This window comes from Labrenzia sp. ATLA3 (assembly GCF_057180185.1).
This window is the reverse complement of record NZ_JBXUKV010000002.1, coordinates 309412-325672: the sequence shown is the minus strand read 5'-3', so window position 1 is coordinate 325672 and position 16261 is coordinate 309412. Positions and strand designations below refer to the sequence as shown.

14 protein-coding genes are annotated in these 16261 nt (G+C 62.2%); 4 read left to right on the top strand and 10 right to left on the bottom strand.

The window, feature by feature from the left end; translation table 11 throughout:
* The first annotated feature begins 60 nt into the window (after positions 1–60).
* The 3 genes from AC2A6O_RS06010 to AC2A6O_RS06000 are packed head-to-tail and all read left to right on the top strand — an operon-like array spanning position 61 to position 2872.
* Entirely contained in the window at positions 61–1287 is a 1227-nt protein-coding gene (locus AC2A6O_RS06010) for a formate dehydrogenase subunit gamma (RefSeq protein WP_498926130.1), read from the top strand.
* 11 nt (positions 1288–1298) lie between these two features.
* Positions 1299–2747: a c-type cytochrome gene (locus AC2A6O_RS06005; protein WP_498926129.1), complete on the top strand. Its 1449-nt coding sequence runs from the start codon at positions 1299–1301 to the stop codon at positions 2745–2747.
* The gene (locus AC2A6O_RS06000) at positions 2744–2872 is read left to right on the top strand and encodes a hypothetical protein (RefSeq protein ID WP_286192542.1); all 129 of its coding nucleotides are present in this window, start codon (positions 2744–2746) and stop codon (positions 2870–2872) included. Before AC2A6O_RS06005 ends, AC2A6O_RS06000 begins: the two co-directional genes overlap by 4 nt.
* A gap of 298 nt (positions 2873–3170) precedes the next feature.
* On the opposite strand, the gene AC2A6O_RS05995 is transcribed toward AC2A6O_RS06000, so the two are convergent.
* From AC2A6O_RS05995 to hutI, 10 genes are all read right to left on the bottom strand, one after another.
* On the bottom strand, positions 3171–4007 hold the full coding sequence (locus AC2A6O_RS05995; RefSeq protein WP_148582750.1) for an ABC transporter substrate-binding protein: 837 nt from the start codon (positions 4005–4007) through the stop codon (positions 3171–3173).
* On the bottom strand, positions 4004–4825 hold the full coding sequence (locus tag AC2A6O_RS05990) for an ATP-binding cassette domain-containing protein (RefSeq protein ID WP_498926128.1): 822 nt from the start codon (positions 4823–4825) through the stop codon (positions 4004–4006). The genes AC2A6O_RS05995 and AC2A6O_RS05990 overlap by 4 nt, the downstream gene beginning before the upstream one ends.
* Complete coding sequence (locus tag AC2A6O_RS05985) at positions 4818–5525, bottom strand: ABC transporter permease (RefSeq protein WP_498926127.1); 708 nt, start codon at positions 5523–5525, stop codon at positions 4818–4820. The genes AC2A6O_RS05990 and AC2A6O_RS05985 overlap by 8 nt, the downstream gene beginning before the upstream one ends.
* Positions 5526–5676: 151 nt before the next feature.
* A complete protein-coding gene (locus tag AC2A6O_RS05980; protein ID WP_498926126.1) occupies positions 5677–7227 on the bottom strand; it encodes a TRAP transporter large permease in 1551 nt (516 codons plus the stop codon).
* Positions 7224–7727, bottom strand: a complete 504-nt coding sequence (locus AC2A6O_RS05975; RefSeq protein WP_148582746.1) for a TRAP transporter small permease subunit — start codon at positions 7725–7727, stop codon at positions 7224–7226. Before AC2A6O_RS05975 ends, AC2A6O_RS05980 begins: the two co-directional genes overlap by 4 nt.
* Before the next feature lie 600 nt (positions 7728–8327).
* The gene (locus AC2A6O_RS05970; protein WP_498926125.1) at positions 8328–9425 is read right to left on the bottom strand and encodes a TRAP transporter substrate-binding protein; all 1098 of its coding nucleotides are present in this window, start codon (positions 9423–9425) and stop codon (positions 8328–8330) included.
* Positions 9426–9512: 87 nt separating this feature from the next.
* The gene (hutU, locus tag AC2A6O_RS05965; RefSeq protein ID WP_498926124.1) at positions 9513–11195 is read right to left on the bottom strand and encodes a urocanate hydratase; all 1683 of its coding nucleotides are present in this window, start codon (positions 11193–11195) and stop codon (positions 9513–9515) included.
* Positions 11188–12015 carry an N-formylglutamate deformylase gene (gene hutG / locus AC2A6O_RS05960; protein ID WP_498926123.1) on the bottom strand — a complete coding sequence of 276 codons (828 nt, stop codon included), beginning with the start codon at positions 12013–12015 and terminating at the stop codon, positions 11188–11190. Before hutG ends, hutU begins: the two co-directional genes overlap by 8 nt.
* Entirely contained in the window at positions 12002–13558 is a 1557-nt protein-coding gene (gene hutH / locus AC2A6O_RS05955; protein ID WP_498926122.1) for a histidine ammonia-lyase, read from the bottom strand. Before hutH ends, hutG begins: the two co-directional genes overlap by 14 nt.
* Positions 13555–14766: an imidazolonepropionase gene (gene hutI, locus AC2A6O_RS05950; RefSeq protein ID WP_498926121.1), complete on the bottom strand. Its 1212-nt coding sequence runs from the start codon at positions 14764–14766 to the stop codon at positions 13555–13557. The genes hutH and hutI overlap by 4 nt, the downstream gene beginning before the upstream one ends.
* Before the next feature lie 74 nt (positions 14767–14840).
* Here hutI and AC2A6O_RS05945 point away from each other — a divergent pair, with 74 nt between their 5' ends.
* Positions 14841–16220: a formimidoylglutamate deiminase gene (locus AC2A6O_RS05945; protein WP_498926120.1), complete on the top strand. Its 1380-nt coding sequence runs from the start codon at positions 14841–14843 to the stop codon at positions 16218–16220.
* The last annotated feature ends 41 nt before the right edge of the window (positions 16221–16261 follow it).

Below are 16261 nucleotides of genomic sequence, written 5' to 3'. Positions count from 1 at the left end.
GGGCGGCTTTGAGGCCGCCCCGCTCGTCTCCGGTTGTAATCGACAAAGAGGTTTGCGTTCATGAAACGCGTGACTATGGCTTTGCTTGTTCTTCTGACCCTTCTTGGAGCTGGTCTGGGAACCGGGCTTGCGCAGGATACGTCCGCCGACCGGTCCGCGACCGGCGGGGCACAGACCCTGGAAGACATCATGAAACGCCAGCGCGGCGAGAAGGTCGACTATGACTTCCGCCGCAACAACACCGGCGATCCGAGCGACGCGGCGGCCATCTCCTCGCAGCTCGGCACGCGTGGCGGCGTTTCCGATCCGGAGCTCTGGCGGGCGTTGAGATACGGGTCTGCCGACGTGACCACAACGTCCGGTGGCTTCGCCGCGACCGTGCTCATGCAGGATGGCGGCATGCGCTGGCTGGCATGGCGCAAGGGGCCGCTTGCGACCTATGGTGCCTGGCTGCTGGGCGCGACCATCGTTCTGCTGGCCCTTTTCTATCTCATTCGCGGACGCATCCGCATCGACGGCGAAAAGACCGGCTACACCATCACCCGCTTCAAGGCCATCGAGCGTTTCGGGCACTGGTTGGTGGCAGGGTCCTTCGTTCTGCTTGCGATTACCGGCCTGCTGACCCTGTTCGGGCGCTTTGTCATTATCCCGCTGATCGGCAAGGAAGCTTTCGCACCTGCCGCGCATTTCTCCAAGTGGATTCACAACAACGTCGGCTGGGCCTTCATGCTGGGCCTGATCATGGTGTTCGTGATGTGGGTGGCCCACAACATCCCTAACAAGACAGACCTGAAATGGATCGCGGTCGGGGGCGGGCTGTTCAAGAAAGGCGTTCATCCACCGGCCAAGAAATTCAACTTTGGCCAGAAGCTGGTGTTCTGGGGTGTGATTGTGCTGGGTGCTTCGATTTCCGTTTCCGGGCTGTCTCTGCTGTTCCCCTTCGAGATGCCGATGTTCGCGGCCACCTTCGAAAAGCTGAACGCCATCGGCCTGCCTCAACTGGTCGGGTTTGGCCCATTGCCGAGCGAACTTGCACCACATGAGGAAATGCAGTTCGCGCAGCTCTGGCACGCGATTGTTGCCTTTCTGATGATGGCGCTGATCCTGGCGCATATCTACATCGGGTCCATCGGCATGGAAGGCGCCTTCGACGCCATGGGCTCCGGCGAGGTTGAGCTGCAATGGGCGAAGGAACACCACGGCTTGTGGGTGGAGGAAATGAAAGAAGCGGAAGAGCTCGCCGCCGCCAAACACTCCGGCGGCGACAAAGCGGTTCCGGCTGAATAGGCCAATGTGAGATGATCGGCTCGGTCTGCAGGAAAGAACTGTCGGCTGGAACGGAAAACCTGCCGGATTGCCGCGCAGGCCTTGTGACCGGGGCCGTTCCGGCAGGGCCATCTCTGCGCAAGTGGGGACCGAGGGTCCTTCATCGCCTGTTGTCTGCGCTGTCCTTTTCGCTCAGCGTTTCAACGGCGGGGTTTGCTGCGGATTTCCAGACGCTGAAAGGCCATGGCGGTCCGATCATGGACATCGATGTCTCACTTGAGACCGGGCAGGTGGCGACCGCCAGTTTCGACAATTCTGTCGGCATCTGGACAGACCGGGCCCCGCGCTGGCTGGAAGGCCATGCTGCGGCGGTCAAGGTGGTTCAGTTCCTTGACGGCGGGCACCTGGTTTCAGGCGGAGACGACAACGACCTTATCCTCTGGGACACCGGCGATGGCTCGCACCAGGTCCTGGAAGGACATACGGCCAAGATCATGGGGCTTGCGATTTCTCCGGACAAGACGACGATTGCCAGTGCGAGCTGGGACGCGCGTGTCGGCCTGTGGCCGGTTGACGGTGGCGCACCGGCCTTTCTGGCCGGGCACACTGCCGGTGTGAATGCGGTCGCGTTTTCACGAGACGGGCAGCAGCTTTATTCGGCTTCGGTCGACGGGTCGATCAAGCTCTGGGATCTGGCAAGCAGCAGTGAAAAGCGGGTCATCGATCGCAACGGTTTCGGCATCAACGTCATGGCTGTTGGCGGCGAGGGCGAGCGGGAAAGCTGGCTTGCCTATGGCTCACAGGATGGAGTGACGCGGATCGTCGATATTGAAACGGGCGAGCGGCTGCAAGACTTCTCCTTCGAACGCCGTCCGATATTGGCCATGGCGGTCAGTCCCGACGGCTCCCGTCTCGCGACCGGCGACGGTCACGGCTACATCACCGTGTTCAACACTCAGTCCTGGGCCTTGGAAACGGATTTCCGCGCAGCCTTGAAGGGGCCGATCTGGGCACTTGCCTTTTCCAAAGATGGCGATGTGTTGCATGCGGGCGGCATCGAGAACATCGTCTATTCCTGGCCTCTGGCGGAGCTTGCCACGTTCGATCCGATGGCAACCGAGACACCCAAATTCCTGAAGAAGCCGGAACAGATGTCCAACGGCGAACGGCAATTCGCGAGGAAGTGTTCCATTTGCCATGCGCTGACCGGCGATACGGCGCGCAAGGCCGGGCCCACGCTGCACAACGTCTTCGGCCGGCGTGCGGGCACAGTGCCGGACTACCCTTATTCTGCGACCCTGTCGGGATCTGATATTATCTGGTCGGAAACGACGATCGACCAGCTTTTCCTGGACGGACCGGATCACTATATTCCCGGCTCAAAGATGCCGATGCAGCGGATTGTCGAACAGCAAGACCGCGATGATCTGATCGACTATCTGAAATCGGCGACGGCGCCATCCGAAGGAGATACCCAATGAAAGCCATGCTCATCGCGTTTGCCGCCATCATCGTGATTGCCATTGGTGCCAACCAGGCCCTGGAGCACCTGGGCTTCTCCAGTGCTGACTTCAACACCAGTTCGTCCGTGCGGCTGGGGGAATAAGCTGGAGGATAAAGGCGGTGTTTGCTCTAGGGAAAGGCGCACCTGAATCTCCCTCCGGCGTTCACGCATCTGACAGTTGGCAACAGTCAGGAACCTTCCGACATTTGGCTGGTCACACTGGGGAGCGTCGCAAGTGCCAGGGTGACACTTGAACCTTGAGGCAGGTTCATCTGCCACTGGCAAGGTTAAAAAAAATCCCCCTCCTCACGAGAGAAGGGGGAAAGTTTGAGCGGAGAAAGCGACACAGAAATCTATCTGGCTCCGCTCACTTCGGAGATGAAGAAGCTGACCGGCTGGCTCAGCTCGAACCCTTGTCCGCATTCGGGAAAAACAGTTGCTGGCCGTCGACTTTGTAATCGGCGATCGCCTGCTGACCTTCCTTGGACAGGACCCAGTCGATGAATTCCTGACCGAGGTCGGCCTTCACATGGGTATGGACTTCCGGGTTCACCAGAATGACGCCGTACTGGTTGAACAGGATCGGGTCGCCTTCAACGGCAACCTTGTAGTCGCCCTTGTTGCCGAAAGAGATCCAGGTGGCGCGGTCGGTCATGACATAAGCGCCCATGCCGGTGCCGGTGTTGAGGGTTGCGCCCATGCCGGAGCCGGTTTCACGATACCAGTCGCCAGAACCTTCGGTCGGGTCGATGCCGGCGGCTTTCCAAAGGCGACGCTCTGCCTTGTGCGTGCCGCTGTCATCGCCGCGGGAGGCAAAGGGAGCCTTCGCTTCGGCGATTTTCTTCAGGGATGCAACGACATCCTCTGAACCAGCAACACCTGCCGGATCATCAGCCGGGCCGACAATAACGAAGTCGTTGTACATCACGTCAGAGCGCGAGACGCCGAGACCGTCGGCGACGAATTTTTCCTCAGACGGTTTGGAATGAACGAACAGGACGTCGCCATCGCCATTGGCGGCGTTCTTGATGGCCTGGCCTGTGCCGACGGCAACCACGCGCACTTCAATGCCGGTCTTTTCCTTGAAAATCGGCAACAGATAATCGAACAGACCCGAATTCTGGGTCGAGGTGGTGGACTGGACGACGATGAATTTGTCTTCCGCGAAGCTCGGCTGACCGACGAATACGGTCGTCAGGACTGCAGCGGCAAGTGCCAGAAATGCTCTTCTGATCAATTTTTTCTCCCAGGATAATTATTGAGTGATTGGGTGTTGGGTCCAAGGTAAAGCCGGCCGTCCCGCCAGGCGCGAACGGGTTCGCTTCTGGGGTTGGCCAGCACTTTTTCGACGGGTCCCGTTTCGACAACGGTGCCGTCCTGCAAAAACACCAGATCCTCGCCGAGGCGTTTTGCCTGTCCGGCGTCATGGGTCACCAGAACGATGGTGACGCCACGGGCATTGGCTTCCAGGATCAGGGTTTCGATGGCAGCGGTGGAGGCCGGGTCGAGATTGGCAGTGGGTTCGTCGAGAAACAGAAGGTCAGGTTCACAGGCGAGCGCGCGCACCAGAGACAGACGCTGTTGTTCGCCGCCGGACAGAACGCGTGCCGGACGGCGTGCAAGGTGGCTGAGCCCCGCCGTTTCCAAAGCGGTCCTGATCTTTTCGGCGCGTTCGTTGCCACGCAGGCCGCGAACGCTCAAGGCGAATTTGAGATTGGCGATGACCGACCGGCGCAGCAGCACGGGCCGCTGGAAGACCATGGCCTGGGCGCGCCGGGCCGTGGCGTCCATTCGGCCACCTTGCCACAGGATAGCGCCTTCTTGCGGCTGAAGCAGACCGTGCATGAGCCGCAGCAGCAGGCTCTTGCCGGCGCCATTGGGGCCCATGATAAGGGTGCGCGATCCGCGGCGAATGGCGACGTCCACGTCGTGCAGCAGCTTTTCGCCGCCTGCCGAAAACCCGAGACGTCTGACATCCAGCAAGGGATCGTGTGCCGCCTGGCCGTGTGGCATCGTGGAGGCGACGCCCGGAGTGTCGAAAGCTGCATCACGCATAGGCGGCCCTCGCGGCTGAGGCACGCAAGGCCATGACACCGGCATTCACGGCAAAGGCGATCATCAGCAGGATCACGCCAAGCGCCAGGGCGAGCTGGAGATTGCCCTTGGAGGTTTCCAGCGCGATGGTGGTGGTCATCACGCGGGTGACGTGGTTGATGTTGCCGCCGACGATGATGACCGCCCCAACTTCGGCGACTGCCCGGCCAAAACCAGCCAGGGCAACCGTCAGCAGGCTGTAACGGGCATCCCAGAGCATGGCTGTCAGCCGGTCGAAGGCACCGACGCCGAGCGAGGCGAATTGTTCGGAATATTCCCGGTTGAGATCTTCAATCACCTGCCGGGTCAGCGCAGCGACGATCGGTGTCACCAGCACCATCTGCGCGATGATCATGGCTGTCGGTGTATAGAGCAGACGCAGGGGCCCGAGCGGGCCCGAGGCTGACAGCACGAGGTAGACGAGCAGCCCGACCACGACAGGCGGAAGGCCCATCAGCGCGTTGAGAATGACGGCCAGAAGCGTTCTTCCGGGAAAATTGAAAGTGCCGACCGCAGCGCCGAGGGGCAGGCCGATCACGCAGGCCAGAAAGACAGCCGTAAGGGTGACCCGCATGGACAGGCCGATGATCTCCATCAGATCCGGATCCAGCGCGATAACCAGGCCAAGAGCACCGGCAAATGCGCCCCAGAAACTGTCCATTCTTTTTATTTCTCCCTAGCTTTGGGAAAAAATAACGTAAAACGTCAAAGAATGAAACTCCATGTACGACATAGATAAGCACAAAAAAGCCGCAGCGGGTTCTGCTGCGGCTTTTCGGGGGTATCGAGATTTTTACCGGGGCGCTGACTTCCTAATAAAGCCAGCGGGGGAGCCAGGTCGCGAACATCGGGAAGCTCCAGAGGATGGCCACGGCTACAATCTGCAGGACGATGAAGGGCACCACGCCGCGGTAGATCTGACCGGTGGTGATTTCCTTCGGGGCCGCGCCTCTCAGATAGAACAGCGAGAAGCCGAACGGCGGGGTCAGGAACGAGGTCTGCAGGTTGATGGCAATCAGCACCGTCAGCCAGATCGGATCGATGCCCATCAGGATCAGCGGCGGGATCAGGACCGGCAGCAGGATCACCGAAATCTCGACGAAATCCAGGAAGAAGCCGAGAACGAAGACAAACAGCATCGCGAAGATCAGGGCGCCTGTCGGGCCGCCCGGCATTTCCTGCAGAATGTCATGCACCCGGTCTTCCCCGCCAAGACCGACGAACACCAGCGAGAAGAAGCTGGCCATCAGGATCGTGGCGAAGATCATCGAGGTGACAGTCAGCGTCGAGAGCATCGAGGCTTTCAACAGCCCGTCCGCGAAAGCCTTCTTCAGTATGTGTAGAACGACGCCCAGGGCAAACAGCGCAAGCCCCGCATAGATCGCTGCAATGACGTAGCCACCGGTGGTGATATCGGAGCGCTGCAGGCGGATTGGCAGGAGGGACGCGGCGACGGCAAGCGTGAGGAGGGCGGCCGTTGCCAGCACGATGAGCCTTGAGGAAACACCGAGGCGGCGCCCTGCCAGAAGGATCGCCCCGACAGCGCCGACGGAAGCCGCCTCGTTGGGCGAGGCGATGCCGCCGAGGATCGAGCCGAGCACTGCGATGATCAAAAGGATCGGCGGTACGATGGCCGCGGCAATCTCGCGTCCGGATGGCTTGTCGATGTTTTCCGACATGGCCGGCGCGTCCTTTGGGAACAGGTAGGCTCGGCCGACGATGTAGGCACAATAAACGGCGACAAGCAGCAGGCCCGGGATCATGGCGGCGGCAAAGGTCTGGCCGACCGAAATCGTCTCGATGGTGAACTTGCCCTGGGCGTATTGTGCCTGCTGGAAGGCGTTGGACATGACATCGGCCAGGATGATCAGCAGCGTAGACGGCGGGATGATCTGACCCAGCGTGCCGGCGGTACAGACCATGCCGGAGGCAAGTTTCGGATCGTAGCCGTTGCGCAGCATCGTGGGCAGGGCGATCAGGCCCATGGCAACAACGGTGGCACCGACAATGCCGGTGGAAGCTGCGAGTAGGGCGCCAACCAGCATCACTGAAACGCCGAGGCCGCCTCTCATGCGGCCGAAGAGACGGCCCATGGTTTCCAGAAGATCCTCGGCAATGCGGCTCTTTTCCAGAATGACGCCCATCAGGACGAACAAAGGGATCGCGGTCAGAACCGGGTTGGTGAGAACGCCGAAGAACCGCTGGCCCATGGCACCCATCAGCTGGATGTTGAAGTCGCCCATCATCCAGCCGAGCAGGGCAAATCCCGTGGCGACGCCCGCAATGGTGAAGGCAACCGGATAGCCCATCAGGATGAAGGCGATCAGCGCGCCGAACATGATGAGATCGAGAGGTAGGCTCATGCTGCAGCGCCTTTCAGCTTCTGAACATCGCGGATGAAGGCGGCCACACCCTGGATCAGCAGCAGCACGCAATAGGCGGGAATGAGGGATTTCAACAGGAAGGAGGCGGGGATACCGCCAACGGAAATCGGTCCTTCCAGAATGGCCCAGCTGCCGCGCACGGAGGGCCAGGAAAACCAGATCAGCAGGACGAGCGCCGGCGTCAGCAGAAACAGGTGACCGAAGATATCGATCCACGCCTTCGCGCGCTCGCTGGCCTTGGCATAGAAGATGTCGACCCGGACATGGGCATTGACGAGGAACGTGTAGCCGGCGCCGAGCATGAAGATCGCCGCATGAAAATACAGCACGCCCTCATCGAGGAAGATGAAGCTGTAGCCGAAGACGTATCGCAGCAGAACGATGGCGAATTGCAGCAGCAGCATCAACAGCGCTGCCCAGCACAGCGTGTTGCCTATGACCGAATTGACACGCTCCAGCGCGCCCGCCAGTTTTTCCATCGCAATCTGTCCTGCTTTCTCGATCCGCTTGCGGCCCCGCTGCCGCCTGCGGGGTAAGGTGTCGAAGTCTCTGTTATTGTCATCCCCGCGAAGGCGGGGAACCAGTAACCGTTGACCCCAATGCTGAACACCGCTCGGCTGCGGTGTACTGGATCCCGGATCTGCGCTTCGCTCCGTCCGGGATGACAAGTGGGGGGGCATTGATAGGCGCCTTCAAACCTCCTGGCCTCTCCGCAGTTTCAAACCTCTCGGATATTCGTCATTGCAGGGCTCGACCCTGCAAACCATGCCGTTACCTAGAAACGACCTCAGGGGTGGAGAGGAAACGGAATGGATCCCATGGTCGAGCCATTGGATGACGAAAGCAGGGGCAACGTGATTTGTCCATTTGCCAAGTCACGAGGAAGACCCATCCCCATCCCCACCCAAAGCCTCATCCTGAGGAAGCGCGAAGCGCTGTCTCGAAGGATCGGCCACGCTTGCCGGAACAAGGTGCCGATCTGTCAGACAGGCCACTGGTTCCCCTCAGGCGACAGACAGGGCGATGAAACGCCGGCACATCGGGGAAACGGATTTCCCCGATGTGCGACGCCACCCCGATCAGTCGTACCTGTAGTCGAGCAAGCGCGCGTTCATCTGGCCGTTGTCGGCATAAGGCATGTATTCGCGCATAAGCTTGCGGTAGGCGAGGAAGCTTTCGGTGATACGCTGCACCAGTTCGTCTTCGTCCGCACGCAGGTCGGCGATGACTTCACCGGCGGCATTGCCCATGGCAACCATGACCTCGTCCGGAAGCTTTCTCACCATCACGCCATGATCGTTGACCAGCTGTGTCAGCGCCTGGGCATGCTTGGTGTTGTATTCCGTCAGAACATCATTGTAGAGGCTGGCGCAGGCACGCTGCACGGCTTCCTGCAGGTCGGCCGGCAGAGCGTTGTAGGCTTCCAGGTTGACGGCACATTCTTCTGCCGAAGACGGCTCGCCGACACCCGGCCAATAGTAGTTCTTGGCGATCTGGTAGTAGCCGAGTGCGCTGTCGGTCCAGGGGCCGATGAACTCGCCGGCATCCAGTGCGCCGGACTGGAGCGCCTGGAACATGGCCGGGCCGCTCATGGCCTGAACCGCCATGCCGAGCTTGGAGCACATTTCGGAAGCCAGACCCGTGGAGCGGAACTTCAGGCCCTTCAGGTCGTCAACGCTGTTGATCTCGTTGCGGAACCAGCCGGCCCACTGCGGACCGGAGTTGCCGCACAGGAACGGTTTCAGGTTGAATCGGGCGTAGATCTCGTCATAGAGCGCCTGGCCGCCGCCATGGATCATCCAGCCGGCCTGTTCGGGAGCAGTCAGACCGAACGGCTGCGAACCGAACAGCAGGATGCCCTTCGACTTGGAACCCCAATAGGCGGGAACCGCGTGGTAGAGCTCGGCCGTGCCCTGACCGACTGCATCGAACACGCCATTGCCCGGAACGATTTCGCCGGCTGCAAAGAGTTTCACCTCGATGCGGCCAGCAGAGAGCGCGGTGATGCGGTCTGCCAGCATCTGGGCGGCGACGCCCGGGCCGGGCAGGTTCTTCGGCCATGCCGTGACCATGCGCCATTGCTGCACATCCTGCGCAATGGCAGGTGCGGCCAGGGTGGAGGCTGCAACGGCGGCCGTGCCGGTGGCACCGGCTTTCAGAAAATCGCGTCTCTTCATGGTGTTACCTCTCTGTCAGGTTCAAGGATCGGAGCATCTCGCCGTGCTTGATCGCACTTTCGTTGCCGGGTCATCTTTCTGCGTCCATCAGGACGCAGGATGACCCAGTATGGCCGGCAGGTTGAGCCCCTGTTCTTTCGCGCAGTCGAGCGCGATCTCATAACCGGCATCCGCGTGACGCATCACTCCTGTTGCCGGGTCGTTCCACAGCACCCGGCCAATCCGCCGGTCGGCATCTTCCGTGCCGTCGCAGCAGATGACCATGCCGGAGTGCTGGGAAAAGCCCATGCCGACGCCGCCGCCATGGTGGAGCGACACCCAGGTCGCACCGGACGCGGTGTTGAGCAGGGCGTTCAGAAGCGGCCAGTCGGACACGGCGTCCGAGCCGTCCTTCATGGCTTCGGTCTCGCGGTTGGGCGAAGCGACCGAGCCACTGTCGAGGTGGTCGCGGCCGATCACGATCGGGGCTTTCAACTCGCCGTTGCGGACCATTTCGTTGAAGGCAAGGCCCAGACGGTGGCGCTGGCCGAGGCCAACCCAGCAGATGCGTGCCGGCAGGCCCTGGAAGGCAATACGCTCGCGCGCCATGTCCAGCCAGTTGTGCAGGTGCTCGTCGTCCGGGATGAGTTCCTTCACCTTGGCGTCGGTCTTGTAGATGTCCTCCGGATCGCCGGAAAGCGCGCACCAGCGGAACGGGCCGATGCCGCGGCAGAACAGCGGGCGGATGTAGGCCGGAACGAAGCCCGGGAAGGCGAAGGCGTTTTCCAGGCCTTCTTCCTTGGCCACCTGACGGATGTTGTTGCCATAGTCCAGCGTCGGCACACCCATGTTCCAGAAATCGACCATGGCAGCGACATGCACCTTCATGGAAGCGCGCGCGGCCTTTTCGACGGCCTTCGGATCGGTCTCGGCCTTGGCGCGCCATTCGGCGACGGTCCAGCCCTGTGGCAGGTAGCCGTTGACCGGGTCGTGGGCAGAGGTCTGGTCGGTGACGATGTCCGGCTTCACGCCGCGATTTACCAGCTCGGAAAACACATCGGCGGCGTTGCCGATCAGGGCGACGGACTTGGCTTCCCCCGCCTTGGTCCAGCGGTCGATCAGCGCCAGGGCCTCGTCGAGAGAGTGGGTCTTTTCATCGACATAGCGGGTGCGCAGGCGGAAGTCGGCGCTTTTCTCGTCGCACTCCACTGCAAGGCAGCAGGCGCCTGCCATGACGGCGGCAAGCGGCTGGGCGCCGCCCATGCCGCCGAGACCGCCGGTCAGGATCCAGCGGCCCTTCAGGTTGCCTTCATAGTGCTGGCGGCCGGCTTCCATGAAGGTTTCATAGGTGCCCTGCACGATGCCCTGGGTGCCGATATAGATCCAGGACCCGGCGGTCATCTGGCCGTACATGGCCAGGCCCTTCTTATCCAGCTCGTGGAAATGGTCCCAGTTGGCCCAGTTCGGCACCAGGTTGGAATTGGCGATCAGAACGCGCGGGGCGTCCTTGTGGGTTCGGAAAACACCGACAGGCTTGCCGGACTGGACCAGCAGCGTCTCGTCTTCCTCAAGGGTCTTGAGGCTTGCGACGATGCGGTCGAAGTCGTCCCAGGTGCGTGCGGCGCGGCCGATGCCGCCGTAGACGACCAGCTCGTGCGGGTTTTCCGCCACATCCGGATGAAGGTTGTTCATCAGCATGCGCAGCGGGGCTTCGGTCAGCCACGACTTGGTGTTGAGTTCGGTGCCGGTGGGCGGGAATACGTCGCGGGCGTTGTGGCGGCGATCAGTCATTGTTCGCTCCCTGGGTGTTGTTCTGGAACAAGGTCGGCGCAAGGGTTTCCAGTGCGCTCAGGATCTTTCTGAGATGGACCCGAAGCCGGTTAGCCCTGGCATCGTCATAGGCAAAGGGCGTGTCTTCGGTGGCAAGATGGGTCTTCTGGGCGAGCTCCATCTGGATGGCGTGAAAGCCTTCGGCCGGCTGGCCGTAGTGCCGTGTCGTCCAGCCGCCCTTGAAGCGGCCGTTGAGGATCGACGTGTAGCCTTCCGCTGCTTGCGTGCAGCCGACAACGGCAGCCTCAATCGCGCGGGCGCAGGTCGTGCCGTTGTTGGTGCCGGTGTTGAAATCCGGCAGCGTGCCTTCAAACAGGAACGGCACGACAGAGCGGATCGAGTGGCAGTCGTACAAGATGGCGACGCCGTGTTTTGCCCGCACCCGTTCCATTTCCGCCAGAAGGGCGGCGTGGTACGGGGCGTGCCAGGCAAGCCGCCGCGCTTCGATGTCGTCTGCCTCCGGCTCCATGCCGGGTTGGTAGAGCGGTTGGCCGTCGAAATCGGTTGTCGGGCAAAGGGTCGTGGTGTTCTGGCCCGGATAAAGGCTGACACCTTTCGGGTCGCGATTGGCGTCGATCACGTAGCGGTGGAAGTTGGCCTTCACCATGGTCGCGCCGGGCAGCAGGCCGGAATAGAGCCGGTCCACATGCCAGTCGGTGTCGGCCAGTTTCAGGCCGGTGTCGTTGAAACGGGCCTTGATGTCGTCCGGCACGAAGGTGCCCGCGTGGGGCACGCCGAGAACGACCGGGCTGTCTCCGCGAATGACATCAACCGGCTGCATGGGCGTCTCCCAGCGTGATCATGTGGCCGGCTGAGATTGCCGAAACCAGCTCGCGGCTGCGGATCAGGCCGGCCGCGGTTTCAAGATCCGGCGCCATGTAGCGGTCCTTTTCCAGCGAGGGAACGACGCCGCGGAGGCTGTCCACCACGGTCTGCAGCGAGGCGCTGGTCTTCAGCGGGGCGCGGTGCTCGATGCCTTCGGCACCACACAGCAGCTCAACCCCCAGAATCTGGCTGAGGTTGGCGTTCATGCGGGCAAGGCGGCGGGCGCCATGGGCGGCCATGGAGACATGGTCTTCCTGGTTGGCGCTGGTCGGGGTGGAGTCCGTCGAGCACGGATTGGCCAGATGCTTGTTCTCGCTCATCAGGGCGGCGGTGGTGACTTCGGCAATCATCATGCCGGAGTTCAGGCCCGGGTCCTTGGCGAGGAACGGCGGCAGGTCAAACGACAGGGTCGGGTCGACCATCAGCGCGACGCGGCGCTGGGAAATCGCTCCGAGTTCGGCAATCGCCAGCGCAATCTGGTCGGCGGCAAAGGCAACCGGCTCGGCGTGGAAGTTGCCGCCGGAGACGATCCGGTCGGCATCGATCAGCACCAGCGGATTGTCGGTTGCCGCATTGGCCTCGATCTTCAGCGTGCGGGCGGCCATGCGCAGCAGGTCGACACAGGCGCCGGCCACCTGGGGCTGGCAGCGGATGCAGTAGGGGTCCTGCACGCGGGTGTCGCCTTCGCGGTGGCTTTCACGGATTTCCGAGCCGTCCATGATGGCGCGCATGGCCCTTGCCACTTCGATCTGGCCGCGATGGCCGCGCAGTTCGTGGATTTCCGGCAGGAGCGGCGCCGTCGACCCCATGATGGCGTCGGTGGAAAGGCTTGCGGTCATCAGGGTCGCTTCGGCCAGACGCCAGGCGTCGAACAGGCCGGTGAGCGCGCAGGCGGTCGAGAACTGCGTGCCGTTGATCAGGCCGAGGCCTTCCTTGGGGCCAAGCACCACCGGTTTAAGACCGGCTTTGGCAAGGGCTTCGCCGCCGGGCATGCGGGTGCCACCGAAGTCGGCTTCGCCTTCGCCGATCAGGACGGCGGTCATGTGGGCCAGCGGGGCCAGATCGCCGGAAGCACCGACAGACCCTTGCGAGGGCACCATCGGCGTGACGTTCTTTTCCAGGCACGCCTCGATCAGCTTCATCACTTCAAAGCGCACACCAGACGCGCCGCGGCCCAGCGACATGAGCTTCAGCACCATCATCAGGCGGGTGGTGGTTCTGTCGAGCGGTTCGCCAACGCCGCAGCAATGGGAGAGTATCAGGTTCCGCTGCAGGGTTGCGGTGTCTTCCGGGGCGATCTTGACGCTGGCAAGCTTGCCGAAGCCGGTGTTGACGCCGTAAACCGCGTCGCCGCCCTGTGCGGCCTTGGCAACACGCTCGGAGGCAAGGTTGATCGCAGCTTCCGCAGCGCGGTCGATGCGCACCGGCAGTTCTTCGCGGTAGATGCGTTCCAGATCCGCCAGGGTCACAGCACCGGGCGTCAGGGTGAGGGCGCTCATTCAGAGCCTCCGAAAATGCGTTTGAAGAGGGAGTTGAAGCCGATCCGGTAGGAAAGCTCCGCCGGGTGGGTGACGTTCCACACTGCGAGATCCGCCCGGTTGCCGGAGGCCAGTGTGCCCTGGTCGCCAAGGCCAAGCGCCCTGGCGGCTTCGCGGGTGACACCGGCCAGCGCTTCTTCCGGTGTCATGCGGAACAAGGTGCAGCCCATGTTCATGGTCAGCAGCAGCGAGGTGAGGGGGGATGACCCCGGATTGCAGTCGGTTGCCAGCGCGACAGGCACTTTGTGCTGGCGCAGAAGATCCAGCGGCGGGTATTGCGTTTCGCGCAGGGTGTAGAACGCGCCGGGCAACAGCACAGCGACGGAACCGCTTTCGGCCATTGCCTTGACACCGGCTTCGTCCAGATATTCCAGGTGGTCGGCGGATAGCGCGCTATAGGAGGCGGCCAGCGCCGCGCCGTTCAGGTTGGAGAGCTGCTCTGCGTGCAGCTTCACCGGCAGGCCAATCTCTTTTGCCTTGTCGAACACCTTGCCGATCTGTTCCGGCGAAAAGGCGATGCCTTCGCAAAACCCGTCGACGGCATCCACCAGGCCTTCGCCATGGGCGGCTTCCAGAGCGGGCAGGCAGATCTTTTCCAGATAGGTGTCGGCCTTGTCCTTGTATTCGGCCGGAATGGCATGAGCGCCCAGAAAGCTGGTCTTGACGGTGATCGGGCGCAGCTTGCCGATCTTGCGGGCGGCGCGCAGCATGCGCAGCTCGGTTTCCCGGTCGAGGCCGTAGCCGGACTTGATCTCGATGGCGGTCACGCCCTCTGCAATCAGCGCATCGACACGGGGCAGGGCGGCTTCCAGAAGCTGCTTTTCGCTGGCTGCCCGCGTTGCCTTGACCGTGGAAACGATGCCGCCGCCGGCGCGGGCAACGTCTTCATAACTGGCGCCCTCAAGGCGCATTTCGAATTCGCGCGCCCGGTCGCCGCCGAAAACAACATGGGTGTGACAGTCGATCAGCCCCGGGGTCACCAGCCGTCCGTCAAGATTGTCGGCGTTGAGCGATGTGTAGTGGGACGGCAGATCCGCGGCCTTGCCGATCCAGGCAATCCGGCCGCCCTCCGTCACCAGCGCACCGTCTTCAATCAGGCCGTAGGGCGCTCCGTTCGCGGTGAGCGTCGCCAGCCTGGCGTTTGTGAGGAGGCGTTTGAGCACGTCCATCTCCGGCTTGATTAGATTGCGTTATAAGATAATATGCATGCACATATTAACGTGTCAACGGAGGAAAAGACGGCATGTCGACAGTTTCGGGCGCGACGGTTTTTGCGGAAAAGGCGCTTCTGGCCGATGGCTGGGCGGAAAATGTCGCCGTCAGGGTCGGCCCGGACGGCCGCATCGCCGCCGTTGAAAGAGAGGCCCGGCCGGAGGGCGAGCGCGTTGGCATTCTTCTGCCGGCGCCCGTCAACCTGCACAGCCATGCGTTTCAGCGGGCCATGGCCGGCATGAGCGAGCGGCGCGGCAGCGAAAGCCGCGACAGTTTCTGGACCTGGCGCCAGATCATGTTCCGCTTCCTCGACGCCCTGACACCGGAAGATGTTGAAGCGATTGCCGCCTTCGTGCAGATGGAAATGCTGGAGGCGGGCTATGCCGCCGTTGGCGAGTTCCACTATCTGCACCACCAGCCGGGCGGGGCGCCCTACGCCAATCTGGCGGAGATGTCGGAACGCATCATGGCAGCCGCCAGCGACACCGGCATCGGCCTCAGCCATCTGCCGGTTCTTTACCAGTTCGGCGGTTGCGACGGGCGCCCGCTGGCGGCCGGACAGATCCGCTTCGGCAATGATTTCGACCGCTTCCAGAAACTGCACGCGCTGGCGTCCCAGGCGCTCAAGGCCCTGCCGGATGATGCGGTCATCGGCGTTGCCCCGCATTCGCTGCGCGCGGTGGACGCGGATGGCCTGAAGAACGCCGTTGCCCTTGCCGGCGGCAATCCTCTGCACATGCACCTTGCCGAGCAGATCCCGGAAGTGGACGAGGTTCTGAAAGCGACGGGGCAGCGCCCGGTGGAATGGCTGCTGTCCAACCACGCGGTGTCTGAAAACTGGTGCCTGATCCACTGTACGCAGATGACCCCGCAGGAGACCGCAGGCCTTGCGGAGACCGGCGCCATTGCGGGCCTGTGTCCGATCACCGAATCCAGCCTTGGCGACGGCATCTTCGATGGTGTCGACTATCTGGCGGCTGGCGGTCGCTTCGGCATTGGCTCGGATTCCAACATCCGCATCGCGCTATCGGAAGAGCTGCGCACGCTGGAATATTCCCAGCGGCTGCGCGACACCTGCCGGGCCTCTGTCGCCACGAAGGAAAAATCCACCGGGCGGGTGCTGTTCGACGGTGTGGTTGCCGGCGGTGCGCAGGCGGCGGGGCGTGCCGCAGGCAAGGTCGCGGAAGGCGCGCTTGCCGATCTCGTCGCGCTGGATGGCACGGCCATCGATCTGGAAGGCCGGGACGGCGATGAAATTCTGGATGCCTGGATCTTTGCCGGTGACGACCGGATGGTCACGGACGTCTGGTCGGCTGGCCGGCATGTTGTTTCCGGCGGAAACCATGTAAAAGGCAACGCCATCCGCGCGAAATACCGGGCCACCATGGCTTCGTTGCGCGCCAGGCTTTGAAAAGGGCTTTGAAAACGGCTCTGAACAACGGCTTCGACAAA

Excerpts from the sequence above, each read along its gene's own strand:
- AC2A6O_RS06010 (WP_498926130.1), top strand. The coding sequence starts at position 61 with ATGAAACGCGTGACTATGGCTTTGCTTGTTCTTCTGACCCTTCTTGGA.
- AC2A6O_RS06005 (WP_498926129.1), top strand. The coding sequence starts at position 1,299 with ATGATCGGCTCGGTCTGCAGGAAAGAACTGTCGGCTGGAACGGAAAAC.
- AC2A6O_RS06000 (WP_286192542.1), top strand. The coding sequence starts at position 2,744 with ATGAAAGCCATGCTCATCGCGTTTGCCGCCATCATCGTGATTGCCATT.
- AC2A6O_RS05990 (WP_498926128.1), bottom strand. The coding sequence starts at position 4,825 with ATGCGTGATGCAGCTTTCGACACTCCGGGCGTCGCCTCCACGATGCCA.
- AC2A6O_RS05985 (WP_498926127.1), bottom strand. The coding sequence starts at position 5,525 with ATGGACAGTTTCTGGGGCGCATTTGCCGGTGCTCTTGGCCTGGTTATC.
- AC2A6O_RS05980 (WP_498926126.1), bottom strand. The coding sequence starts at position 7,227 with ATGAGCCTACCTCTCGATCTCATCATGTTCGGCGCGCTGATCGCCTTC.
- AC2A6O_RS05975 (WP_148582746.1), bottom strand. The coding sequence starts at position 7,727 with ATGGAAAAACTGGCGGGCGCGCTGGAGCGTGTCAATTCGGTCATAGGC.
- AC2A6O_RS05970 (WP_498926125.1), bottom strand. The coding sequence starts at position 9,425 with ATGAAGAGACGCGATTTTCTGAAAGCCGGTGCCACCGGCACGGCCGCC.
- hutU (WP_498926124.1), bottom strand. The coding sequence starts at position 11,195 with ATGACTGATCGCCGCCACAACGCCCGCGACGTATTCCCGCCCACCGGC.
- hutG (WP_498926123.1), bottom strand. The coding sequence starts at position 12,015 with ATGCAGCCGGTTGATGTCATTCGCGGAGACAGCCCGGTCGTTCTCGGC.
- hutH (WP_498926122.1), bottom strand. The coding sequence starts at position 13,558 with ATGAGCGCCCTCACCCTGACGCCCGGTGCTGTGACCCTGGCGGATCTG.
- hutI (WP_498926121.1), bottom strand. The coding sequence starts at position 14,766 with ATGGACGTGCTCAAACGCCTCCTCACAAACGCCAGGCTGGCGACGCTC.
- AC2A6O_RS05945 (WP_498926120.1), top strand. The coding sequence starts at position 14,841 with ATGTCGACAGTTTCGGGCGCGACGGTTTTTGCGGAAAAGGCGCTTCTG.